This is a genomic window from Ancylobacter sp., from assembly GCF_965279025.1.
Lineage (GTDB): Bacteria > Pseudomonadota > Alphaproteobacteria > Rhizobiales > Xanthobacteraceae > Ancylobacter.
In genome coordinates, this window is sequence record NZ_OZ257132.1 from 2,360,713 (window position 1) to 2,384,019 (window position 23,307).

General features: G+C 66.7%; 17 protein-coding genes. 8 read left to right on the forward strand and 9 right to left on the reverse strand.

What is annotated here, in order from left to right:
* Window positions 1-292: 292 nt before the first annotated feature.
* Window positions 293-1,159 carry an aldo/keto reductase family oxidoreductase gene (locus ACQY76_RS10800; RefSeq protein WP_428032869.1) on the reverse strand — a complete coding sequence of 289 codons (867 nt, stop codon included), beginning with the start codon at window positions 1,157-1,159 and terminating at the stop codon, window positions 293-295.
* A 92-nt stretch (window positions 1,160-1,251) separates the two neighbouring features.
* Between ACQY76_RS10800 and ACQY76_RS10805 the strand changes: the two genes are divergently transcribed.
* The gene (locus ACQY76_RS10805; protein WP_428032870.1) at window positions 1,252-2,148 is read left to right on the forward strand and encodes a LysR substrate-binding domain-containing protein; all 897 of its coding nucleotides are present in this window, start codon (window positions 1,252-1,254) and stop codon (window positions 2,146-2,148) included.
* Between the two features lie 15 nt (window positions 2,149-2,163).
* Here ACQY76_RS10805 and ACQY76_RS10810 read toward each other — a convergent pair whose 3' ends face one another.
* From ACQY76_RS10810 to ACQY76_RS10835, 6 genes are all read right to left on the reverse strand, one after another.
* Window positions 2,164-3,504: an LLM class flavin-dependent oxidoreductase gene (locus ACQY76_RS10810; protein ID WP_428032871.1), complete on the reverse strand. Its 1,341-nt coding sequence runs from the start codon at window positions 3,502-3,504 to the stop codon at window positions 2,164-2,166.
* 50 nt (window positions 3,505-3,554) lie between these two features.
* Window positions 3,555-4,421 (reverse strand): helix-turn-helix transcriptional regulator, encoded by an 867-nt coding sequence (locus ACQY76_RS10815; protein WP_428032872.1) that lies wholly within the window; start codon window positions 4,419-4,421, stop codon window positions 3,555-3,557.
* Between the two features lie 175 nt (window positions 4,422-4,596).
* Window positions 4,597-5,907, reverse strand: coding sequence for an NtaA/DmoA family FMN-dependent monooxygenase (locus ACQY76_RS10820; protein WP_428032873.1), 1,311 nt, complete (start codon window positions 5,905-5,907; stop codon window positions 4,597-4,599).
* Between the two features lie 76 nt (window positions 5,908-5,983).
* Window positions 5,984-6,751: an amino acid ABC transporter ATP-binding protein gene (locus ACQY76_RS10825; RefSeq protein ID WP_428032874.1), complete on the reverse strand. Its 768-nt coding sequence runs from the start codon at window positions 6,749-6,751 to the stop codon at window positions 5,984-5,986.
* Complete coding sequence (locus ACQY76_RS10830) at window positions 6,748-7,464, reverse strand: amino acid ABC transporter permease (RefSeq protein WP_428032875.1); 717 nt, start codon at window positions 7,462-7,464, stop codon at window positions 6,748-6,750. Before ACQY76_RS10830 ends, ACQY76_RS10825 begins: the two co-directional genes overlap by 4 nt.
* A 19-nt stretch (window positions 7,465-7,483) precedes the next feature.
* Entirely contained in the window at window positions 7,484-8,341 is an 858-nt protein-coding gene (locus ACQY76_RS10835) for a substrate-binding periplasmic protein (protein WP_428032876.1), read from the reverse strand.
* A 252-nt stretch (window positions 8,342-8,593) separates the two neighbouring features.
* Here ACQY76_RS10835 and ACQY76_RS10840 point away from each other — a divergent pair, with 252 nt between their 5' ends.
* The 6 genes from ACQY76_RS10840 (at window position 8,594) to ACQY76_RS10865 (ending at window position 19,096) form a co-directional block, all read left to right on the forward strand.
* Window positions 8,594-9,766, forward strand: coding sequence for a RidA family protein (locus ACQY76_RS10840; RefSeq protein ID WP_428032877.1), 1,173 nt, complete (start codon window positions 8,594-8,596; stop codon window positions 9,764-9,766).
* 143 nt (window positions 9,767-9,909) lie between these two features.
* The gene (locus ACQY76_RS10845) at window positions 9,910-11,220 is read left to right on the forward strand and encodes an NtaA/DmoA family FMN-dependent monooxygenase (protein WP_428032878.1); all 1,311 of its coding nucleotides are present in this window, start codon (window positions 9,910-9,912) and stop codon (window positions 11,218-11,220) included.
* Between the two features lie 218 nt (window positions 11,221-11,438).
* The gene (locus ACQY76_RS10850; protein WP_428032879.1) at window positions 11,439-13,034 is read left to right on the forward strand and encodes a serine hydrolase; all 1,596 of its coding nucleotides are present in this window, start codon (window positions 11,439-11,441) and stop codon (window positions 13,032-13,034) included.
* Between the two features lie 50 nt (window positions 13,035-13,084).
* Window positions 13,085-14,674 carry an FAD-dependent monooxygenase gene (locus tag ACQY76_RS10855; RefSeq protein WP_428032880.1) on the forward strand — a complete coding sequence of 530 codons (1,590 nt, stop codon included), beginning with the start codon at window positions 13,085-13,087 and terminating at the stop codon, window positions 14,672-14,674.
* Between the two features lie 142 nt (window positions 14,675-14,816).
* On the forward strand, window positions 14,817-15,962 hold the full coding sequence (locus ACQY76_RS10860; RefSeq protein WP_428032881.1) for an efflux RND transporter periplasmic adaptor subunit: 1,146 nt from the start codon (window positions 14,817-14,819) through the stop codon (window positions 15,960-15,962).
* 5 nt (window positions 15,963-15,967) lie between these two features.
* Window positions 15,968-19,096 (forward strand): efflux RND transporter permease subunit, encoded by a 3,129-nt coding sequence (locus tag ACQY76_RS10865; RefSeq protein ID WP_428032882.1) that lies wholly within the window; start codon window positions 15,968-15,970, stop codon window positions 19,094-19,096.
* A 33-nt stretch (window positions 19,097-19,129) separates the two neighbouring features.
* Here ACQY76_RS10865 and ACQY76_RS10870 read toward each other — a convergent pair whose 3' ends face one another.
* Both ACQY76_RS10870 and ACQY76_RS10875 read right to left on the reverse strand, forming a co-directional pair.
* Window positions 19,130-20,365, reverse strand: a complete 1,236-nt coding sequence (locus ACQY76_RS10870) for an arginine deiminase (protein WP_428032883.1) — start codon at window positions 20,363-20,365, stop codon at window positions 19,130-19,132.
* Between the two features lie 26 nt (window positions 20,366-20,391).
* Window positions 20,392-21,828 (reverse strand): basic amino acid/polyamine antiporter, encoded by a 1,437-nt coding sequence (locus ACQY76_RS10875; protein WP_428032884.1) that lies wholly within the window; start codon window positions 21,826-21,828, stop codon window positions 20,392-20,394.
* A gap of 540 nt (window positions 21,829-22,368) precedes the next feature.
* Between ACQY76_RS10875 and ACQY76_RS10880 the strand changes: the two genes are divergently transcribed.
* Window positions 22,369-23,289 (forward strand): LysR family transcriptional regulator, encoded by a 921-nt coding sequence (locus ACQY76_RS10880; protein WP_428032885.1) that lies wholly within the window; start codon window positions 22,369-22,371, stop codon window positions 23,287-23,289.
* The last annotated feature ends 18 nt before the right edge of the window (window positions 23,290-23,307 follow it).

Consider the following 23,307-nt stretch of genomic DNA (forward strand, 5'->3'; position numbering starts at 1 on the left):
ACGGGAGGCATCGGGCGGACCCCACTCACCCGCACTCAGCATAGCCGCAGCGAAATCGGACGCCAGACCGATTTGCGGACGCGCGATTTCAGCGCCGACGTCACCACGACGGATTCAAGCCATCTCACCTCGCCCCCGGCGCGCGCCCACCATGATGCGCGGGTTCGTCGGCGGTGGGACCGGGCTGCACGGCCCGGATGTCGTTCCACCGTTTGTCTTGATGGCCACGGGCGAGATCGCGGCGACCGGAACGCGCGGGCGCGCCGAAGAACCTTGCCGCTCTCGTCGCCGCCTAGGAAATTTCCGGGCCTCCGATGGTGTCGAGAACGTGCATGGCGGCGTCGGGGATTTCGAGGCGGCTTGCCGCGAGGTTCTCGGCGAGGTGGGCGGTCGAGGAGGTGCCGGGAATGAGCAGGATGTTGGGCGAGCGGCGCAGCAGCCAGGCAAGGGCGACCTGCAGGGGGGTGGCGCCGAGCTCGGCCGCGACCTGCGTCAGCGCGTGCGACTGGAGCGGCGAGAAGCCTCCCAGCGGGAAGAAGGGCACGTAGGCGACCCCCTTGGCGGCCAGCTGCTCGATGAAAAGGTCGTCGCCTCTGTGGGCCAGATTGTACTGGTTCTGCACGCCGACGATCGGGACGATGGCGGCGCCTTCAGCATATTGCGTGGGCGTTACGTTGCTGAGGCCGATGTGCCGGATCAGGCCCTGCTGCTGCAGTTCGGCGAGCGCTGTCAGCGGCGCTTCGATGGACCCTTCGGCGGGCCCGTGAACGTCGAACATGGCGCGCAGATTGACCACATCCAGCACATCCACGCCCAGATTCTGCAGGTTGTCGTGGACGGCGGCCGCCAGGGCCTGCGGCGAGAAGGCCGGCAGCCACTCGGCGTTCGGTCCGCGAACCGCACCGACCTTGGTCACGAGGAGCAAATCCGAGGGGTAGGGATGAAGCGCCTCCCGGATTAGCCGGTTGGTGATGTGCGGGCCGTAGAAGTCGCTGGTGTCGATGTGATTGACGCCGGCATCGCGGGCGGCGCGCAGGACGGCGAGAGCTTCGTCACGATCCCGGGGAGGGCCGAACACGCCGGGGCCCGCCAGCTGCATGGCGCCATAGCCCAGACGATTCACCGTACGGCCCGCGAAGGAATAGGTCAGGGTTGTCATGGTCGTTCTCCTTGGCATGCACGACATATAGACCTTGCCGCCGCGAGCGATAATCGCCCACAATTCGAACGACCTGTGCGGGATACCGAACAATGGCGCACAATCTGGCGGATCTGAACGCTTTCGTCGCGGTCGCGCGGGCGAGTGGCTTTCGCAACGCGGCCCGGATCGAGCGCACAAGCGCCTCGGCTCTCAGTGAGGCGGTGAGACGGCTCGAAGCACGCCTCGGCGCGCGCCTCCTCCATCGGACGACGCGAAGCATCAGCCTGACCGAGGCGGGCGCGCGGCTGATGGCCCGGCTGGAGCCGGCCCTCAGTGAGGTGGACGCCGCGCTGTCGGGAGTCGGGCGGTTGGACGACGAGCCGTCCGGGACCTTGCGGCTGAACGTGCCGGTGAGCGCGGCGCGTCTGATCTTGCCCGATCTCGTGCCGGCATTTCTGGCGGCTTATCCGCACATCCGGCTTGAGATCACCGCGGAGGATGGCTTCGTGGACGTACTGGCCGCCGGAGCTGATGCCGGCATCCGGTATGACGAGCGGCTTGCGCAGGACATGATCGCCGTCCCGATCGGCCCGCGTATGCAGCGGTTCGCCTGCGCCGCCGCGCCCGGCTATTTGGACGCCCGAGGCCGGCCCGACCATCCCAGCGACCTGCTGGGCCATGCCTGCCTGCGCGGACGCTTCTCCAGCGGCGCGACCCCCGCCTGGGAGTTCGAGCGGGGAGGAGAGAGCGTGATGATCGAGGGCGATGGTCCGCTGCTCGTCAACATCGGACCCGCTATCGACCTCGCGGTCGAGGCGGCGATCGCGGGCACGGGGGTCATCTATCTCTTCGAAGCCTGGATCGCGCCGTTCCTGAAAAGCGGCGCGCTGGAACCGGTTCTTCAGGACTGGTGGCCGCGTTTCCCCGGGCCTTTCCTCTATTATTCGGATCGGCGGCTGGTGCCGCCGCCGCTTCGCGCGTTCATCGACTTCCTTCGGTCGCGATAGTCGACATGAAGCCTCTTACGACCGCGCCGCGGCATGGCGGTTGGCGGGGCGCTTCAGGCCGAGATTGTCGCGCAGGGTCGTGCCCTCATAGGCGGTGCGGAACAGGCCGCGGCGCTGCAACTCCGGCACCACCTGCGTGGTGAATTCGGTGAGGCTGTCCGGCAGCACCGGGAAGGCGATCATGAACCCGTCGGAGGCGCCGGCCTCGACCCAGGCCTGCATCTGATCGGCTATGGCGACAGCATCGCCGAAGAAGATCGCCTTGCTTCGGTTGTAGCGCCGGCAAACCTCGCGCAACGTCAGCCCCTCTTTGATGAGGCCGACGATCTCCTCGAAATACACCTGATGGTGGTTCGACGAGGCGGGTACCCGATGCGCCGGCACCGGCTCGTCCAGCGGCAGGTCCGAGAGGTCGGTCTCGAGGTCGGTCTTGAGATAGAGCAGGCCGATGTCGATGTGGACGTTCTCCTGCCAATACGCCCATTTCTCCCGCGCGTGCTGCTCATTGTCGCCGACCACGATGGAAACGCCGGAGAGGATTTTCAGCTCGTCCGGGTGGCGCCCGAAGGCCGGCATGCGGCCCTTGAGGTCGCGGTAGAAGGCGACGGCCTCCTGCGTCGTCGTCCCGGTGCCGAACACCACTTCCGCCGTCTCGGCCGCGAAGGCCTTGCCGGTCTCGGACGCGCCGGCCTGGAAGATCACCGGTCTGCCCTGCGGCGGGCGTGCCATGTTCAGCCCGCCCTTCACCCGGAAGAACTCGCCCTCATGGTCGAGCACGTGGAACTTCGACGGCTCGAACATGCGGGCGTTCGCCTTGTCATAGATGAAGGCGTCGTCCTCCCAGGTGTCCCACAGCCCGCGCACCACCTGGAAGAACTCCCGCGCCCGCGCGTAGCGCCGGTCGTGCGGCGGCAGCTTGTCGAGGCCGAAATTGCGCGCCGCGAAATCATTGGCCGAGGTCACGACGTTCCACGCCGCCCGGCCATGGCTGATATGGTCGAGCGAGGCGAACAGGCGGGCGACGTTGTAGGGCTCGTAGAAGCTGGTGGAGGCGGTGGCCCCGAGCCCGATATGAGAGGTCGATCCTGCAATGGCGGAGAGCAGGGTGATGGGCTCCAGCATGTTCATGTAGAGCGGCCCGCGCGTCCAGGCCTCGAGATTCTCGGTGCGCGCGGCGGGCGTGTCGGCGAGGAAGAAGAAGTCCAGCAGCCCGGCTTCGGCGATGTGCAGAATGCGCCGGAAATAGTCGATGTCGGTCGGCGCCGTGTCCTGCGCGCCGGGCAGCAGCCAGGCCGAGGAGTGGTAGCCATTGGCTTCGAACAGCCCGCCAAGGACCATGTGTTTAACGCACGACATCTGCTTTTCGCCGGCCTGCCCTGGAGAAACCGAACGGGCGAACCCGCCCCCTAATGCCCGCGGCCATTGCGTGGGACCACGTTGAGCGGGCCGTCGGAATCGTCGGCCGACCTGTTGTTCATATACGTCATGAACAGTTCGGCCTGAGAGGAGATGTTGAGCTTCACATAGAGCCGCTTGCGGTGGACTTTCACCGTGTCCTCGGAGATGCCGAGCACGCTGGCGACGGAGGCGTTGGTATGGCCGCGCAGCACCAGCGTCGCGACCTCGATCTCGCGGCGAGTGGCGTTGAAGCGCCGCAGCCACGCGCTGTCGATGTCCTTGCTCTGGCCAGTCGGCACCTTCAGGTCGCGCTGGCAGAGGTCGGGCCGCAGGAGGGCATGCTTGCGCACCAGCGAGGCCAGCAGCGGCTCGGCGGCGTGGAGGTCTTCCAGCACGGACTGGTCGAAGCGCTGCGATCCGGTGCAGCGGCCGAGCGAGATGTGGATGGTCTGCAGGTCGGTCACCGGGCAGAGAATGCCGATCTCGTCGACCAGCGGCACGTCCTTGTAATAGGTGTTGTGATAGGCGCTGCTGGTGAAGTCATGCGCGTAGATTTCCTTGCAGCGGCTGACCCCGATGGTCATGCCCTGCACGGCCGCCGTGTAGAACGGGTCGAGCCGGTAGGCCTCCTTCATGTAGCAGTGGCGGAACCGGTCGGGCTGGATGGTCGAGCAGTGCTCCAGCACGACGGGCGCCTCGGCGGCGGAGAAGGACAGGATGATGCAGCTGTTGAACCCGGTCAGTTCGTAAAGCGCGGCCCGCAGGGTGCGGTGAAAGTCGTCCGTGCCAAGCTGGTCGACAATGCTGCTGAACGAGCGGGACGACAGCGCAAGGCGTGCGCTCTGGGCGCGGTCTACGGCGCTTGGAGCGCTCAATTGTCCGGCATCCGCTAGCATCGACATCCTCCCGGCTGTGGCGGCAGGGCGACGCAAGAACAGGGCCAGCCCCGCCGGGTCTGCGGGTGCGGTAGCGCGCGGCACACCGGCGCGGCCTGCCCGGCAGGAGCGGCGGAGCTGGGGGCCCGGCTGCCGAAAAATGCCCAGGCGGCGTTCAGAATTCGAGCAGATTGTCCCTGAAATGCGCATGTGAATACGCCTTGCGCATCAGCCCGCGCTTCTGCAGGGCCGGGGCGAGCCCGTCCTCGATCTCGGCGAGCGTGCGGCGGTGGAGATTGGGCAGCGAGAACAGGAATCCGTCGCCGCCCACTTCCTGCATCACCTCGCCCATCTGCGCCGCGACATCGTCGGGCGAGCCGAGCAGTTCCACGCCATCGCCGTCATGGTTGAACGAGACGATGGCCTGGCGCAGCGTCTTGTTGCCGGCCGCCTTCTTGAAGTCGTCGAGCAGCTGCTGGTGGCCGTTGGTGGTCAGCTCGCCGATCGGCGCGTCGAGATCCAGCTTGGTGAAGTCGATGTTGGTGATCTTGCCCAGGAAGGCCATCTTGAGGTCGGTCTGCCGGGCTTCCGCCGCCCGGCGCTCGGCCTGGATGGCGCGGGCCTCCGCCATGCTGGCGGCGAGGATCGGCGTGACGAGAAACATCACCTTGCAACTGTCGGGGTCGCGGCCATGGCCCGCCATGCGGGCGCGCACATCGTCGCGATAGTCGCGCATCGCGGTAGCGCCGACCACGCTCGCCACAATCGTGTCGGCATGTCTTGAGGCGAACTCCCGCCCGCGCGCCGAGCCGCCGGCCTGGGCGATGACCGGGCGTCCCTGCGGGGCCGGGCCACAGTTCAGCGGTCCGCGCGAGCTGTAATATTTGCCCTTGAAGTCGATATGGCGCACCCGCTCATGATCGACCAGCATGCCGCTCCCGGCGTCCGCCACCAAGGCGTCCGGATCCCACGATTTCCACAGCTGGTCGACGAGGTCGATATATTCGTCGGCCATGTCGTAGCGCAGATCGTGCTCGGGCAGCGTGTCGCTGCCGAAATTGCGCGCCGCGAAATCCGAGCTGCCGGTGACCATGTTCCAGCCGATGCGCCCGCCCGACACCTGGTCCAGCGTCGCCACCAGCCGGGCGAGCAGGAAGGGCGGGTAGGCGAAGGTTGCCAGCGTCGGCACGATGCCGATATGGCGGGTCGCTCCCGCCATCAGGCTCGCCACCACCGAAGGGTCCTGCCGGGGCACCGAAATGCCGTTGTTGAGGTAGATGGCGCGCGAGCCGGCGAAGCTCTCGCCGATATAGGAGCTGTCCTCCAGCAGCACATAGTCGAAGCAGGCCCGCTCCAGCGAGCGCGCCACATCAAGGAACAGCTCCGGCTTCATCCATGTCTCGGCAATGCGCCCGGTCCATGGCTGGCCCCAGGCCTGCACGCTGGAGCCCTGGAGAAAAAGACCGAGATGGAAGGGGTCTGGCATCGTCTAATCCCTGGAAGTAAGGCGGGCGCCGGGCGGCCACGACGGGGCCACGAGCGCGCCCCGCGAGGATTGACCCTCAGTGCAGGATGGAGCGGATGAACCCGCTCAGACGGGGGTTCTGCGGGTTGTCGAAGATCCTGTCCGGCGGCCCCGATTCGATGATCGTGCCCTCCGCGATGAAATGGACGACATCGGCCAGTTTGCGGGCGAAGGACATTTCGTGGCTGACCACGACCAGCGTCATGCCGCTGTCGGCCAGTGCGCGAATGGTGTCGAGAATGCCGGCCACCAGTTCGGGGTCCAGCGCCGAGGTCGGCTCGTCGAACAGGATCAGCTTGGGCTGCATGGCGAGTGCGCGGGCAATGGCCACGCGCTGCTTCTGGCCGCCGGAAAGCTGGTCGGGATAGAAATCGGACTTGTCGTGCAGCCCCACCTCGCGCAGCAGCCGCTCGGCATCGGCGATCGCCTCCGCGCGGGGGCGCCGCTTCACCATGATCGGGCCTTCGATGACGTTCTCCAGCACGGTGCGATGGGTGAACAGGTTGAAATGCTGGAACACCATCGGCATTTCGCTGCGTGCCGCCCGCAGCACGCGCTCGGGCGCGACATGGAAGACACGCCCGTCCTCATGGCAGAGGGGGCGGCCGTCAAAGGTGATCTCGCCCGCGCTCGGTGTCTCCAGAAAGTTTATGCAGCGGATGAGCGTCGACTTGCCGCCGCCGCTGGGGCCGATCAGGAACGCCACCTCGCCCGCGCGCACGGTGAGGTCGACGCCCTTGAGCACGTTGAGGGCGCCGAAGGATTTGTGCAGCCCGCGCACGCTGAGCAGCGGTGCCTCGCTCATGGCAGCACCGCGATTTCGGGCGCGAGCGCCTTGGCCTTGCGACCCTGCCGGCGCAGATATTTCGGGGTGAGCGAGTGCTCGAGATAGCGGATGAGCCGCGAGGCCGCGAAGCTGAGGATGAAATAGATGATCGCCACCATCATATAGACCTCCATGTTGCGGAAGGTGTTTGAGATGATGATGTTGCCGTTTCGGAGAAGCTCATTGACCGAGATGAATGAGACGAGGGAAGAATCCTTCAGCAGCGCGATGAAATAGCCGCCAATGGTCGGGATCGCGATGCGGAAGGCCTGGGGGAAGATGATTCGCCGGTAGATCATCGGCTTCGACATGCCGATCGACATGCCCGCCGCCCGCTGCCCGGGATCGATGGACATGATCGCGGCGCGAAACACTTCGGACAGATAGGCCCCGAGATTGAGGCTGAGCCCCAGCACGCCAGCCCAGAAGCCCGACAGGGTGATGCCGATCGTCGGCAGGGTGAAGTAGATCACCATGAGCTGGACGATCAGCGGCACGTCCCGCCAGATCTCGACATAGGTCATCAACGGCCAGTCGAGCCAGCGCTTCCCGCTGAGCCGCCCCAGCGCCGTCGCCAGCCCCAGCACGAGCCCGAAGCCCATGCTGAGGAACGACAATTCGAGGGTGACGAGGGCGCCTTCGAGCAGAAACGGGAAATGCCGGGGGATCAGGACGAAGAAGAACTCATACATCTGGCCGTCTCCGGACCCATTATTTCATCGTCTTCTCCTGGTGGGGGGCCCACACGCCATATTTGGTGAGGATGGCCTTGCGCGTGCCGTCGGCGTCCATCGCGACGAGGGCATCGTTGATGGCGGCCAGCAGTTCCGGGCATTCCTTGCGCACGCCGATCGAGGTGCCGCCGAGGATGTAGGGCGCCTTGGCTTCCGCCTCGGCCCATTCCGGCTTGGAGGTGTAGTACATCGGCTCGCCCAGCGAGCGCAGGTCCCCCAGCGATTCCTGCTGCGCCAGCAGCGTCGCCTGGTCCATCACCACCGCATCGGCCTGGCCGTTGCGCAGCGCCGAGAACGGCGCGCCGAAATCGTTGAAGTCCAGCACCTTGCCGGCCTTGCCAGCCTCGACGAGGACATGCGCGTTGAGCGAATCCATGGTGCCGAGCGTCGAGGCCAGGGTCTTGCCCTTCAGGTCGTCGAAGGTCTTGATCGGCGAATCCTTGGTCACGATGACGTAGTCGTAGAGCAGGAAATAGGGGTTGGAGAAGGAGATGCCGGCGCCCTGGATGCGCTCCTGCGTCGCGGCCATGCCGGACAGGATGATGTCCCAGCGGCCCACCTTCAGCCCGGGGATGAGCGAGGTCCACTCGGTGATCACATAATCCTGCTTGGGCACGCCGATGCGCTTGCCGACCTCCTGGAAGATCTCCCATTCCATGCCGCCATAGGTGCCGTCCTCGTTCTTCCAGACGAAGGGCTTGGTCCCCAACAGGCCATTGCCGGCGGTGATGACGCCGGCCTTCTTGATGTCGGCGAGACAATCGGCCCGCGCGCCCGCCACAGCGGAGAGCATCGCCAATGTCGCCAGCGCCGTAAGTTTCATCGCCAATTTCATGATGCGGTTCCCTGCCTTGGTGCGGCCGCGCCGTCCGGCAGCCCGTGCCGGCGTGCGGAATGTGCCGCCAGTTCAATCGCGCGCGGGGAGGCGAACAATAACCAAAGGTGGGTAGTCCGCACCGATGGCGGCGCACCTCGGCACGGCGCCAGCCTGAGGCCGCCAGGGTGGGTGGATCCTCCGGCGCCGCGCGCATCCACTGGCACGCTCATTGCTGAACGGCCTCCGCAGTCCCGTGTCGAGGTCCAGTTCATGATGGCTCCGCCCGCCTACCGTTCGCCTTCCGATTTCAATGCGCGCGCCCATGGCCGGGCACAGGACATCGTTTTCCTGTCGGCACAATTGGGAAATCCGCAGGACGGTCTCGACGCCCAGATCGACCAGGCGGTGGCGAAGATCATCGCTGCGCTGGCCGATGCCGGCGCCGGGCCAGGCGATGTGGTGAAGCTCGGCATTTTCTACCACCGCGCACTGATTACCCACGAGGCGACGATCCTCGCGCGCCTGCGGGCCGCTTTTCCCGCCGAACCGCCGCCGGTCGTCACCGCGATCCCGCTGCATGTCCTCGTCGCCGGTGCTCTGGTGCAGATCGAGGCCATCGCGCTGCACCCCGAGGGCGTGCGGCATGGCCAGCGTGAGGCCGTGTCTGTCGACGCCGCCGGCTTTAGCCGTGCGCTTCGCTGCGGCGACCTCGTTTTCGTCGGCGCGCAGATGGCGCGGGATGCGCAGGGGCAGACGCTGCATGGCGGCGACATCGTCGGGCAGGCAAAAGCCACCATCGGCCATATCGGCGAGGCGTTGAACGAAGTGGGTGCCGATCTCTCCTGCGTCGCCAAGCTGAACACCTATTATGTCGGCCACGGCACCACGGAAGACTGGGCGATGGCGGCCCGCGTGCGCTCCGATGCGTTCCGCAAGCCCGGCCCCGGCGCCACCGGCGTGCCGGTGCCCGGCCCCTATCCCGGCGACGTGCTGCTGCGCCAGGAAGCCATCGGCCTCGTCGCGCCGGACGGCACGGCGGCGCATCGCGACACCAGTTGGCCGGAAGGCACCTGGGACTGGCCGATCCCGGTCTCGTTCGAGCAGGGGTTGAAGATCAACGACCTGCTGATCCTCGGCGGCCAGATTTCCGCCACGCCGAAAGGTGAGGCGGTGTTCCCCGGTGATCTCGGCGCGCAGGCGCGCAACACGATGGAATGCATCGGCCGCATCCTCGGCGGCTTCGGTGCTGGCATTGACGACCTCGCCAAGGTGACGGTCTTCATCGCCACTGCCGGCGAGGACGCAGACATCGCCTGCGTGCTCGACGCCCTCGCCCCCTTTTTCAGCAACGGGCTGCCGGCGCTGACCTTCGTGCCGCTTTCGCGCCTCGGGCTGACCGGGCTGGAAATCGAGATCGAGGGCGTGGGCGCCATTCGCGCCTGAGGCGGGCGGCGACATAACCCTTTGTGGGTAGATATTTTAAGCAGCTGCCATCGTACGAAAATCTGAGTTTCACGCTCCTGGCGGCTTCGGTTGTTTTCGGACAGCCCGCTGCCGGAGGCTTGTCCCGAAGCAGAGGGGTCGTCATGGCATCTCCTTTCCACATGGCCTGGTTTCTTCAGGGCTCCAGCGCGCAAGCCTGGGGCGAGCCGTGGACGGGAAATATCGGCAGCGAGTGGATGAGCGCGGATCTGTTCATGGATCTCGCCCGCTCCATCGAGCGCGCCTGCTTCGACTATCTCCTCATCGAGGATTCGATTTTCATCGGCGAGAACTGGCAGAATTCGCGCGACATCTTCCTCAGGAACGGCATCTGCGTGCCGCGCCAGGAGCCTTCCGTCGTCGCCACCCTGTTGGCCGCCGCCACCAAGCGGCTTGGCATCGTGCCGACGCTCTCGACCTTCGCCTACCATCCGTATCTGACCGCCCGCATCATCGGCTCGCTCGACCAGATTTCCGGCGGCCGCGCCGGCTGGAACCTGGTGACCGGGTTCAACGATCTCGCCGCGCAGAATTTCGGGCTGGAAGGCATGGCCGACCATGACGAGCGCTATGCCATGGCCGAGGAATACGCGACCATCGTCAAGCAGCTCTGGCAGTCCTGGGAGCCGGGGGCGATCATCGACGATCACGCGAGCGGCGTGCTGGTCGATCCCGCCAAGGTCCACACCATCGACTATTCCGGCAAATACTATGCCTCGCGCGGGCCGCTGAACACCGGCCCCTGCCCGCAGGGCCGGCCGGTCATCGCCCAGGCCGGGGGCTCCGCGACAGGGCGTGCCTTTGCCGCCGCCCATGCCGACACCATCGTCGCGGCGCCCTCGGGGGTCGAGAACATGAAGCGCTACCGCGAGGAGGTCCGCGCCCAGATGGCGGCGATGGGGCGCGATCCGGACAGCTGCAAGCTGCTGTTCCTGCTTTCGCCGATCATCGCCGAGACCGAGGACCAGGCGCGCTGGTTTGCCGAGCAGCGCAAGATGCAGACCGCCGAGAGCATTCCCGCCCGCCTCGCCCGGCTCGGCTGGGCCACCAATATCGACTTCTCGCAGTTCGATCTCGACGCGCCGGTGGGTGAGCTGACCACCAACGGCACCCAGTCCACGCTACAGGCCTTCCTGGTACGGGCGGGCAAGCGGACCCTGCGCGAGGCCATCGTCGCGCATTACGGCTCCGGCTATTGCGTGGATGTGGTGGGGACCCCGGACAGCGCGGCCGCGCAGATGGGCGAGATCATGAAAGAGATCGGCGGCGACGGCTTCCTCATCGTGTTGCCCGATGTCAGCCGCCGCTCCATCGCCACCATCACCGACGGGCTGGTGCCGGCTCTGCAACGGCGCGGGCTGATGCGCCGGGCTTATGAGCACCAGCATTTGCGCGACAACCTCCTCGCCTTCTAAAGCCAGGCCCGCCGCGGGCAGCCCGAAGCCGGCGGGATTGTTGGGACCGGGTGCCGAGCGGTGAGACGAACCGACGATTGCGGCACGCGCGCCCGGCGCGATAGGTTCGCGAAAGCCATCGGCGCGGACGCATGGCCCGTGGCGATGTGCGGGCGCAGCCGGCCGCCAACTCACCCTCATGCGGCCTCGCGCAGCCCGCCGTTCCGGAGACATCGACCATGGCGAGACGCGTCGAGCGCAGGTCGTTCAGCTGGCTCACCCTCACCACGGCCCTGCTCGTCGGCACGGTCATGTCCGCGCCGGTGCGGGCCCAGACCGTTCCGCTGACCTTCGGCGCCATTCCCCCTGACGACGTGGTGTCGCTGCCGGAGGGCGGGATCGACAGGGCGCTGGCAGACCTGCCGGCGGCGGTAGAAAGCGTGATGAAGCGCAGCGGCGTCCCCGGCGTTGCCGTCGCCGTAGTGCATGGCGGCAAAACCGTGTTCGCGCGCGGCTTCGGCGTCCGCGAGCTCGGCAAGGAGGCCGCCATCGACACCGCCACGGTGTTCCAGATCGCCTCCATGTCGAAGCCGATCGCCGCCACCATCGCCGCCACGCAGGTGACGGCGGGCAAGGTGAATTGGGACGACCCGGTGGTGAAGCACCTGCCCGGCTTCGCCGTGGCCGACGCCTATGTCACCGCCAATGGCACGATCGGCGACTATTTTTCCCACCGCTCCGGCCTTCCCCACGCAGCGGGCGACACGCTGGAGGATATCGGCTTCGACCGCGACACCATCCTGCAAAGGCTGCGGATGTTGCCGCTGGTGGCGTTCCGGACCAGCTTCAACTACTCGAATTTCGGCTTCACCACGGCGGCGGAGGCTGTCGCGGCAGCGGCCGGCACGCCGTGGCATGAATTGGCGCAGCAGGCGCTGTATCGCCCGCTCGGCATGAAGTCCACCAGTTCGCTCTATGCGGATTTCCTGAAGCGGGACAACCGGGCCACCCTGCACGCGCTGGTGGACGGTCGTTTCGTCGCCCGCTACCAGCGGGACCCGGACCAGCAATCGCCCGCCGGCGGCGTGACCTCCAACGTCGTCGACCTCGCCGCGTGGGTGAAGCTGCTGCTGGCCAATGGCACGCAGGACGGGCAGACGCTGATCGCGCCCGCCGCGATGCTGCCGGCCCTGCGCCCGCAGGCGTTCAGCTCTCCCGCCCGGACGATCGCCGGGCGCTCGGGCTTCTACGGCTTCGGCTTCAATGTCTCGGTAAATGCCGATGGCCGCCCCGCCATGAGCCATTCCGGGGCTTTCACCACCGGCGCCGCCACCAATGTGCAGATGGTGCCCTCCGCCGATATCGGCATCATCGTGCTGACCAATGCCGGGCCGGTCGGCGCCGCCGAGGCCATTGCCGGCCATTTCCTCGACATCGTGCTGTTCGGGGAGGTCACCCGCGACTGGTACGCGGTCATGCACCCGCTGCTGATGCAGTATTACAATCCGGAGGGCGACCTCGTCGGCCAGACCGCGCCGGCCGCTCCCAAGCCGGCGCGCCCTCTGGCGGACTATGTCGGCACCTATGAGAGCGCCTATTTCGGCCCGGCGACGATTTCGCTGGGGGAGGGGGGCCTCGTGCTGACGCTCGGTCCGGCGGCAGTGGCGATGAAGATGACGCACTGGGATGGCGACGTGTTCTCCATCGCGCCGCGCAGCGAGAATGCGCCCTGGGGATCGCTCTCCTCGGTGCGGTTTGAAGGCCCGGGCGGCAAGCCGACATCGGTCCGCGTCGACTATCTCGATGATGAGGGGCTGGCGCTCTGGACGCGATAGGCGCATCGGTTCCACGCTTTATGGTAATGGGCTGACGCGAGGAGCGAACGATGGCCACCGACACCGATGTCCTCGTCGTGGGCGCCGGCCCCACCGGGCTGATGCTGGCCGCCGAGCTTGTGCGGCGGGGCGTGCGGTGCCGGCTGATCGACGCGCATGACCGGCCGCTGTCCTGGGACCGGGCGACGGTGGTGCATCCGCGCTCCATCGAGATCTTCGACGTGCTGGGGATCGCCGGCCCGCTGCTGCATGCCGGCGTCCGCCAGCGCTCGGCACGCATCCACTCCAACGGGGTGATGCTCGGCGAGGTCGACCTTTCGCTGTCGGGCAGCCGTTTTCCCTTCAATCTCGGCGTGTCGGAGGAAATCACCGAAGGCATCCTGACCCGTCACCTCCAAAGACTGGGCGGGACGGTGACGCGCGGCACCCGGCTGGTGGGGCTGGAGGATGAGGGCGGGCAGGTATCGGCCACCGTGCACGACGAGGCAGGCGAGCACCGGGTTTCCGCCCGCTGGGTGGTGGGCTGCGATGGCCATGACAGCGCCGTGCGCGCTCTCGCCGGCATCGAGCAGGACGGCCACGCCATCGAGGAACCGTGGGCGGTGTTCGATGCCGCCGTCGCCGGATGGCCCTACACGCATGAGGGTAATTTCGCCTATTTCGACCCGCCGTCGATCATCCTGACGGCGCTGCCGGACGAGCGCTGGCGCGTCTACGTTCGGCCCAGCACCGACACCTCCGATCTGGTAGCGGACGCTACCCTCACGCTCCAGCGCTATCTGCCCGACGCCGCCTTCGCCGACATCGCCAACCCGGTGCGTTTCCACTGCTACAGCCGGGTGGCGCAGCGCTACCGCAGCGGCCGCGTTCTGCTGGCCGGCGATGCCGCGCACACCTGCAGCCCGCTGCAGGGGCACGGCATGAACACCGGCCTGCAGGACGCGTTCAACCTTGGCTGGAAGCTCGCGCTGGTGAGTTCGGGCCTGTGCGCGAGCGAGCTGCTGGACAGCTATGAAGCCGAGCGCCGGCCGGTCGCGCAGAAGGTGACGGCGATGGGCGACGAGGGCGATAACGCCCAGCTGTTGCGCGATGCCGAGCAGCGGCGCGGGCGCGACGCGGCGATCCGGGCGGCTTTCGCCAACCCCGTCACCCGCCATCAGGAAGCGGTGGCCGAAGCCGAGCTCGATATTGATTATGCGGCATCGCCCATCGTCGCCGGCCGCGCGCCTGCAGGCGCCCTCGCACCCGGCCAGCTCTGGCCCGACAGTATCGCTCTCCGCCCCGCCGAGGGCGGACGGCAGGAGCCGGGCGGGCCGAGCACGGGCCACACCCTTGTGCTGGTGGCGGGAGCTGAGAGCGGCGCCGTGGGTCTCGCCGATCTCCAGCGCGCGCTTGCCCCGCATGTCGGCGGCGCCATTTTTGAGGCGAGTATTTGCCTGGAGGCCCCTGTCTCACTTTCCACCGATGGCGAGCCGGCCAATGAAACCGGGGGCATCGATCCCGGCGTGGCGCAGCGACTGGGCGTCGCGGGACTGGGCCTGTTCGTCGTCCGGCCGGACGGTTATGTCGGACTGCGTGCCGACGACAAGCCCAGCGAGGCGCTGGCCGCCTATGTCGCCGCGCTGGGGGCGACCTCCTAAGCCTCCCATGTGTCCGGCCTTGGCCGCGCGTGCGGCACCGCGCGAAAACGTGATCCTGTTCTTGGCGATGGCCGGCAATTGCGAAAGAAAGGCCAAGATTTCGGAGGCACGGTAACGCCCTGATCTTCGGGAGGACCGTGCCATGCCGGGTTTCCACCGCAGGCGCTGGCTCGCCATTACTGCTTGTCTGTCGGTTGCTTTCGCCGTCTCGGCTTTCGGCATCTGGGGTGCGCCGGCCCGGTCGCCCACACCTGTGCGGGTCGCCGCCGGCGTTCCTGTCGAGGTGGCGGCAGCCGAGCGGCGCGACGTGCCGGTCCATCTCACCGGCATCGGCACGGTCACGCCCTTCAACACCGTCACCATCCGCTCGCGCGTCGACGGCGAACTGCAGCAGGTGCTGTTCAGCGAGGGACAGGACATCCGCAAGGGTGACCTGATCGCGGTTATCGACCCGCGCCTGTTCCAGGCCGCTCTCGACCAGGCCAATGCCAAGCTGCAGCAGGACGAGGCGTCGCTCGCGAATGCCCGGCTCAATCTCGGGCGCGACACCAAGCTCGGCAAGGACGCGTTCGCCAGCCAGCAGATGATCGACAATGAGAGCAGCAGCGTCGATCAGCTTGTCGCCCAGATCGCCCAGGACAAGGCGATGATCGACAACGCCCAGACCCAGCTCTCCTACACGAAAATCACCGCGCCGATTGACGGGCGGGCGGGCATCCGGCTGGTCGACCAGGGCAATATCGTCCACGCGGCGGATGCGGGCGGGCTGGTGGTGCTGAACCAGTTCCACCCGATCAGCGTCGTGTCGACCCTGCCGCAGACCGACGTGCCGGCGATCCGCGCCGCGCTTGCCGCCGGCACCGTGGAGGCGCTGGCGACTTCGCGCGACGACGGCACGACGCTCGATGTCGGAACGGTGGAACTGATCGACAACCAGATCGACCCGCAGAGCGGCACGGTCCGCCTCAAATCCATCTTCCCCAACAAGGCCGACGCGCTCTGGCCCGGTCAGTTCGTCGACGTGCAGGTGCTGGTCGCCACCCTCAAGGCGGCGTTGACCGTGCCGTCCGATGCCGTGCAGCGCGGACCGGCCGGCCCCTATGTCTATGTCGTCGGCGCCGCCGACACGGTCGATGTCGCGCCGGTCAAGGTCGGGCAGATCGCCGACAACACGGCGGTGATCACCGACGGGCTCACTGAGGGCCAGCGCGTGGTGGTGCGTGGCCAGTACCGGCTGGCGCCGGGCACGCGCGTTACGCCTTCGGCGCCCGCCGCGAGCGGGAGCTGACCGCAATGTCGCTCTCCTCCTGGTTCATCCGCCACCCCATCGGCACCTCGCTGCTCATGGCCGGCCTTCTGCTGCTGGGGGCGGCGAGCTTTCCCCGGCTGCCGGTGGCGCCGCTGCCGGATGTCGATTTCCCGACCCTGCAGGTTTCCACCCAGCTTCCCGGCGCCAGCCCGGAGATCGTCGCCTCGTCGGTGACCCAGCCGCTGGAGCGGCAGTTCGGCGAAATACCGGGCGTGGCGCAGATGACTTCCATCTCGACGCTGGGCAATTCCTCGATCACGCTGCAGTTCAATCTCGGCATCGATATCAACGGCGCCGCGCAGGATGTGCAGACCGCCATCAACGCCGCCGGCGGCCAGCTGCCGACCGATCTTCCCTCGCCGCCGACCTACCGCAAGGTGAACCCGGCCGACCCGCCCATACTCGTGCTGGCGCTCACCTCCACCACCTTGCCGATCACCCAGGTCGACGACTTCGCGGAGAATGTGCTGGAGCAGCATGTCAGCCAGATAGACGGGGTGGGGCAGGTGTCGGTCTTCGGCCAGCAGAAGCCTTCCGTGCGCATACAGGTCGATCCCGCCAAGGTGGCCAATCTGGGCCTGTCGCTGGAGGATATAAGGCAGGCCATCGTCACCACCACGGTGAACGCCCCCAAGGGCACCGTGCAGGGCCGGCACCGCACCTTCACGCTCTATGACAATGACCAGCTGACCTCCGCCGCGCCCTGGCTCGACGCCATACTCGCCTTCCGCAACGACGCGCCGGTGCGGGTGCGCGACATCGGCACCGCGGTCGACGCGCCGGAAAACAACCAGCTCGCCGCCTGGGCGGATGGCAAGCCGGCTATCCTCATGCCGGTGTTCAAGCTGCCGGGGGCCAACGTCATCGACACGGTCGACCAGATCAAGGCCGAGCTGCCGCGCCTCATGGCGGGGGCACCGGCCGGCATCGAGCTGCAGATCCTCAGCGACCGCACCGGCACCATCCGCGCCTCGGTAGACGATGTCGAGAAGACGCTCATCATCACCATCGTGCTCGTGGTGGCGGTGATCTTCGTCTTCCTGCGCAGCCTCTGGGCGACGCTGATCCCCTCCATCGCGGTGCCGCTCGCCATCGTCGGCACCTTCGCGGCGATGTATGCGCTCGGCTACAGCCTCGACAACCTGTCGCTGATGGGCCTGTCCATCGCGGTGGGTTTCGTGGTGGATGATGCCATCGTGATGCTGGAGAACATCGAGCGGCATCTGGAGATGGGCAAGACGCCGCTCCAGGCGGCACTCGACGGCTCGGCCGAGATCGGCTTCACCATCCTCTCCATCAGCCTGTCGCTGATCGCGGTGTTCATTCCGCTGCTGCTGATGGGCGGGCTGGTCGGGCGGCTGTTCCGCGAATTCGCGGTCACGGTGACGATCACCATCGCGGTCTCGGCCTTCGTCTCGCTCACCCTGACGCCGACCATGTGCGCGCTGTTCCTCAAGCCCAAGGCAAAGGCGGGGGAGTCGAAGGCGGGGGAGGAAAAGCCGCATGGCCGGCTCTACCGGCTCTCGGAAGACGCCTTCGAAGCACTGCTGTCGGGCTACCGCGTCACGCTCGACCTCGCGCTCGACCACCGGCGCGCGACGCTGGCGGTGTTTCTCGCCGCCGTCACCGCCACCGGCGTGCTGTTCTATTACATCCCGAAGGGCTTCTTCCCGCTGCAGGACACCGGGCTCATTCTCGGCGTCTCAGAAGCGGCGCAGGACATCTCCTTCAGCGAGATGGTCAAGCGCCAGCAGGCACTTGGCGCCATCGTCGCCGCCGATCCGGATGTGGCCACCGTCGGCATGGGGGTGGGCGCGGGCGCCGGGCAGACGGTGAACAATGGCCGCATGTTCATCACGCTGAAGCCGCGCGACCAGCGCCAGGCCTCGGCCTTCCAGATCATCGACCGGCTGAACGCCAGGCTGGCGCATGTCGAGGGCGCCGCGCTGTTCCTGCAGGCGGCGCAGGATCTCAATGTCGGCGGCCGTCTGTCGCGCACCCAGTTCCAGTACACGCTGCAGGACGGCGATATTGCCGAGCTGAACGAATGGGCGCCCAAGCTGCTGGCAAAGTTGAAAGCGCTGCCGGAACTCACCAGCCTCGCCAGCGACCAGCAGAGCGGCGGCACCACGCTGACGCTCAGCATCGACCGCGACCAGGCGGAAAAGCTCGGCATCAGCCCCGCCGATATCGACAACACGCTCTATGACGCCTTCGGCCAGCGGCAGGTGACGCAGTATTTCACCCAACTCAACAGCTACCACGTCATTCTGGAGCTGCGCCCGGACCTGCAGAACTCACCCCGCGCGCTGGACGCGATCTATCTGCGCTCGCCGCTTACCGGCGCGCAGGTGCCGCTCAGCGTGCTGGCGAAATGGACCTCGCTGCCGACCAGCTTCCTGTCGATCAACCACCAGTCCCAGTTCCCCTCGGTCACCCTGTCCTTCAATCTCGCGCCCGGCGTGGCGCTGGGTGACGCGGTGGCGGCGATCCACAAGGCCGAGGTCGATATCGGCGTGCCGCCCACGGTGCTCGGCGCCTTCCAGGGCAATGCGCAGGCCTTCCAGGATTCGCTCGCCAGCGAGCCCTGGCTGGTCGCGGCCGCATTGCTGGTGATCTATGTCATCCTCGGCGTGCTCTATGAGAGCTATGTCCATCCCCTCACCATCCTCTCGACACTGCCTTCCGCCGGGCTGGGGGCGCTCGTCATGCTGTGGATGTTCGGCTTCGATTTCTCGATCATCGCGCTGGTCGGGGTGATCCTGCTCATCGGCATCGTGAAGAAGAACGGCATCATGATCGTCGACTTCGCCATCGAGCGGGAGCGCGTCGAGGGCATGTCGCCGCACGACGCTATCCGCGAGGCCTGCCTGCTGCGCTTCCGGCCGATATTGATGACGACCTTCGCCGCCCTGCTGGCCGGCGTGCCGCTGATGCTCGGCCACGGCACCGGCTCGGAACTGCGCCAGCCGCTGGGCTACGCGATTGTCGGCGGTCTGGTGAGCCAGTTGCTCACCCTCTACACCACGCCGGTGATCTATCTCGCGCTCGACCGGCTGGGGCTGAGGTCGGCGACGGCCCATGCGGTGGCGAAGCCGAAAATCACCGTGTGACGATGCGCCGCCCGGCCGAAGACCTGCACGGCTTCAGAAATCCACCGCGTCACGGATGATCGGGCAGGTCATGCAATGGCCGCCGCCGCGCCCGCGCCCGAGTTCCGAGCCGTCGATGGTGATCACCTCGATGCCTGCCTTGCGCAGCAGGGTGTTGGCGTAGGTGTTGCGATCATAGGCGAAGACGACACCGGGCGAGGCGCAGACGAGGTTGGCGCCGGAATCCCACTGCGTGCGCTCGCGCATATAGTCGTTACCGCCGGTCTCGACGACGCGGATTTCCTTCAGGCCCAGCGCTTCCCTAACCGTTTCCACCAGCCCCTTGTCGCGGGATAGTTCCACGCCGCCCTTCCCGTCCGGCCGGTAGGAGAAGCATTCGATCTTGTCGACGATGTCGGGGTAGAGCAGCACGCAGTCACGGTCGGCGAAGGTGAACACCGTGTCGAGATGCATCGCCGCGCGCAGCTTCGGCATGGCCGCGACGATGACGCGCTCGGCCGCGCCCTGCTCGAACAGCGCCGCCGCCGCCTGGCTGATCGCCTGCCGCGACGTGCGCTCGCTCATGCCGATGAGCACGTTGCCCTTGCCGATCGGCATCACGTCGCCGCCTTCCAGCGTGGCGAGGCCCCAATCCTGCGTCGGGTCGCCCCACCACACCTTCACCTTGCCGGCGAAGTCGGGGTGGAACTTGTAGATCGAACTGGTGAGGATGGTCTCCTCATGCCGGGCCGGCCAGTAGAGCGGGTTCAGCGTGACGCCGCCATAGATCCAGCAGGTAGTGTCGCGGGTGTACAGCGTGTTGGGCAGCGGCGGCAGCAGGTATTCGTTGACGCCGGCGGCGTCGCGGATCAACGCCAGTGTGGCGCCGCCGATGGTTTCCGGAAACTCATAGGTCGACAGGCCGCCGATCAGCGTTTCGGCGAGCTGGCGGTTGGGCAGGCTCTCCAAATAGGAGCGCACCTCGTCGACGAAGCCGAGGCCGATAGTGTTCGGCACCACCTGATGGTCGAGGATCCATGTCCTGGCTTCCGGGATCGCCACGGTCTCGGTGAGCAGATTATGCATCTCCACCACTTCGATGCCGCGGTCGCGCATCTTGGTGATGAAGTCGAAATGGTCCCGCTTGGCGACGTCCACCCACAGCACATCGTCGAACAGCAGGTCGTCGCAATTGCTGGGCGTGAGGCGCTGATGGGCGCGTCCCGGGGCGCAGACCAGCACCTTGCGCAACTGGCCGACTTCCGAATGAACGCCAAACGGGGTTTCCATGGAGAGGCTCCCATAGCTTGTTCGTGTCAGGGGGTGATAAGGCCGGTCGCGAGGCCATAGGCGCCGGCGGCTCCGCCGGCGAGCGTGGCGATGAAGATGACGAGCTCGGCCGGGGTGAACAGCCGCGCCCCCTGCTCGCGCCGCGCCCAGATGTACAGCACGACGGTGCCCGGCACGAAGAGCACGGTCACCAGCAGTACATATTTCAGGCCGGCGGCGACGAACATGAACAGCGTGTAGATGACCGCGATCCAGGCAATGATTTGGTCGCGGCGCTGTTCGTGGGGCGTCGTCTCATAGCCGAGGCCGCTGCGCGCCAGCAGAACGCCATAGCCCGCGACCAGCAGATAGGGCAGCAGCGCGGTCACGCTGGCCATGTCGAGCATGAAATTGAAGGCGTCGCGCGACCAGTAGGTGGAGATCACGAACGACGAGACGACGATATTCGTCATCCACAGCGCGTTCGCCGGCACGCGGTTGCGGTTCTGGGCCGCGAACAGTTTGGGCATGTCCTGCGACTTGGCGGCGGCAAAAAGTACCTCGGCGCAGATCAGCGACCAGGCGAGATAGGCGCCGAGCACCGAGATCAGCACGCCGACCGAGATGAACACCGCGCCCCAGTGCCCGACGACCAGTTCGAGCGCCCCGGCCAGCGAAGGATTTGCCACCCCCGCAATCGCCGCGCGCGGCGCGGTGGCGTAGGGAAGCATGGTGACGGCGACCATCAGGCCGGTGACGGCGACGAAGCCGAGGATGGTGGCCGAGCCGACATCCGAGCGCTTTCGGGCATAGCGCGAATAGACGCTCGCGCCCTCGATGCCGAGGAACACGAAGACCGTGATCAGCATGGTGTCGCGCACCTGCGCCAGCAGTGTCTTCTCCGGCATGCCCACGCCGCCGAAGAAATTCTCCGAAAACTGCGCGTAGTTGAAGAAGAAGATGAAGGCGAGGACGGCCACGATGAGCGGCACGATCTTGGCGACGGTGACCACCGTGTTGATGAAGGTCGCCTGTTCCACGCCGCGCAGGATCATGAAATGGAAGGCCCAGATGCCGGCCAGCGACACGAGGATGGCGGTGGCGCTGCTGCCGTCGCCGAAAATGTCCGGAAAGAACCGCCCCAGCGTCGACCCGATCAGCACCCAGTAGAAAACGTTTCCAAGGCAACTGCCGAGCCAGTAACCGAAGGCGGAGAGGAAGCCCATATAGTCGCCGAAGCCGGCCTTGGCATAGGCGAAGACGCCGGCGTCGATGTCGGGCCGCCGCTCCGCCAGCGCCTGGAACACGCGCGCCAGCATGTACATGCCGGTGCCAGCGATCATCCAGGCGATGATGGCGCCAAACGGGCCGGTCGCGGTGGCGAAGCGGCCGGGCAGGTTGAAGATGCCGGCCCCCACCATGGAGCCGACCACCATTGCGGTGAGAATGGGGAGCGAAAGTTTACCAGCCGAGGTGTCAGCCATGACGCATCATCCGCAAAGCAACGAGCCGTCTCGTCACCATATACCGACGCGACATCGATTAAATAGCCACCTGCCGTCGTTTTTAATTGTCCAGATGCTGCAGGTGCGAAGTCATCACGATATATATGACGCATTTGCGAAGTATTGTCTTTCCGGCTATGGGTTTTCTGTACCATTGGTGGTTTGTTCGTTCTCTTCAAATGCTTCATTGCCAACAGGCGGTCGCGTTTCAGGCAATGGCGCGCGCCCGTGCGGTGGGGCGGCAATGGGGATCCGCACCCGTCGAGGCCGGTTGCGGCGCAGCAGACGGAGGATGGGACGTGTGTTTTTGGCTCGGCGGGGCGGTCTGCATCGTTCGAGCCTCGGCCCGTCGCAGGTCGCGCGGCCAGAGTGGCGCTGACGCCGCAGCAGATCGCGCGATTGACGCCGGCCGCGTGCGCCTTCACCAGAGCGTTGTCGATGGCGGTTCATGCGTTTGGGATTCATGGGTGTGCCGTCACCGCTTGTGAATGACGCCTTGCGGGTTCGGGGAGGGGGCTGATGGACAAGCTCAGCGCCATGACGGTTCTGCTGAAAGTGGTCGAGGCGGGCACCTTGTCGGCCGCTGCCCGGCAGATGGACGTGCCGCTCGCCACGGTCAGCCGGCGGATCGCGGAGCTTGAGGCGCACCTGAAAACCCGCCTGCTGCACCGGTCGAGCCGCCATCTCGGCCTCACCGAAGCCGGACGGCTTTACGTCGAGGCGAGCCGGCGAATCCTCGACCAGATCGAGGAAGCCGACCGCGCCGCCATGGGCGTTCACCGCGACCCCAGGGGACGCCTCACCCTCACGGCGCCGATCGTCTTCGGCCGCCTGCATGTGGTCCCTATCGTGGCAGACTTCCTGGAAATCTATTCCGATATCGACGTGAAGCTGGTGCTCGCCGACCGCGTGCTGGACATCCTGGAGGCGGATGTCGATGTGGCCGTGCGCATCGGCGAGCTGGGCGATAGCAGCCTGATCGTCTCCAGCGTCGGTGCGGTGCGCCGGGTGACCTGCGCCAGTCCGGCCTATCTCGCCGCGCATGGCCGGCCGCGGCGGCCGGGGGATCTGCGCGACCATGTCTGCGTCACCTTCGACAGTCTCGCCTCCCCCGAGGCCTGGCGGTTCGCGTCGCCCGATGGCGATGTGCTGGTGCCGGTGCGTTCGCGGCTGACGGTGACGACGGCCGAGGCGGCGCTTGCGGGCGCTGTCGCCGGGCTGGGGATCACGCGGCTGCTGTCCTACCAGGTCACCGACGCGTGGCGGGCGGGCCAGCTCGAACGCGTGCTGGAGAGCTGCGAACTGCCGGCCTGGCCGGTCAGTCTGGTCTATCCCGGCCAGCAATTGCTGCCGCGCAAGCTGCGGGCGTTCCTCGATTTCGCGGCGCCCCGGCTGCGAGATCGGCTGCGCGCGGACGCTGCCTTCCATTCCGCACGATAGGGTGTCGGCGGAGCGAAG

Coding starts and splice junctions, on each gene's coding strand:
- ACQY76_RS10825 (WP_428032874.1), bottom strand. CDS start 6,751: ATGAGCGAGGCACCGCTGCTCAGCGTGCGCGGGCTGCACAAATCCTTC.
- ACQY76_RS10880 (WP_428032885.1), top strand. CDS start 22,369: ATGGACAAGCTCAGCGCCATGACGGTTCTGCTGAAAGTGGTCGAGGCG.
- ACQY76_RS10835 (WP_428032876.1), bottom strand. CDS start 8,341: ATGAAATTGGCGATGAAACTTACGGCGCTGGCGACATTGGCGATGCTC.
- ACQY76_RS10840 (WP_428032877.1), top strand. CDS start 8,594: ATGATGGCTCCGCCCGCCTACCGTTCGCCTTCCGATTTCAATGCGCGC.
- ACQY76_RS10855 (WP_428032880.1), top strand. CDS start 13,085: ATGGCCACCGACACCGATGTCCTCGTCGTGGGCGCCGGCCCCACCGGG.
- ACQY76_RS10820 (WP_428032873.1), bottom strand. CDS start 5,907: ATGCCAGACCCCTTCCATCTCGGTCTTTTTCTCCAGGGCTCCAGCGTG.
- ACQY76_RS10805 (WP_428032870.1), top strand. CDS start 1,252: ATGGCGCACAATCTGGCGGATCTGAACGCTTTCGTCGCGGTCGCGCGG.
- ACQY76_RS10830 (WP_428032875.1), bottom strand. CDS start 7,464: ATGTATGAGTTCTTCTTCGTCCTGATCCCCCGGCATTTCCCGTTTCTG.
- ACQY76_RS10860 (WP_428032881.1), top strand. CDS start 14,817: ATGCCGGGTTTCCACCGCAGGCGCTGGCTCGCCATTACTGCTTGTCTG.
- ACQY76_RS10810 (WP_428032871.1), bottom strand. CDS start 3,504: ATGTCGTGCGTTAAACACATGGTCCTTGGCGGGCTGTTCGAAGCCAAT.
- ACQY76_RS10865 (WP_428032882.1), top strand. CDS start 15,968: ATGTCGCTCTCCTCCTGGTTCATCCGCCACCCCATCGGCACCTCGCTG.
- ACQY76_RS10845 (WP_428032878.1), top strand. CDS start 9,910: ATGGCATCTCCTTTCCACATGGCCTGGTTTCTTCAGGGCTCCAGCGCG.
- ACQY76_RS10870 (WP_428032883.1), bottom strand. CDS start 20,365: ATGGAAACCCCGTTTGGCGTTCATTCGGAAGTCGGCCAGTTGCGCAAG.
- ACQY76_RS10850 (WP_428032879.1), top strand. CDS start 11,439: ATGGCGAGACGCGTCGAGCGCAGGTCGTTCAGCTGGCTCACCCTCACC.
- ACQY76_RS10875 (WP_428032884.1), bottom strand. CDS start 21,828: ATGGCTGACACCTCGGCTGGTAAACTTTCGCTCCCCATTCTCACCGCA.
- ACQY76_RS10800 (WP_428032869.1), bottom strand. CDS start 1,159: ATGACAACCCTGACCTATTCCTTCGCGGGCCGTACGGTGAATCGTCTG.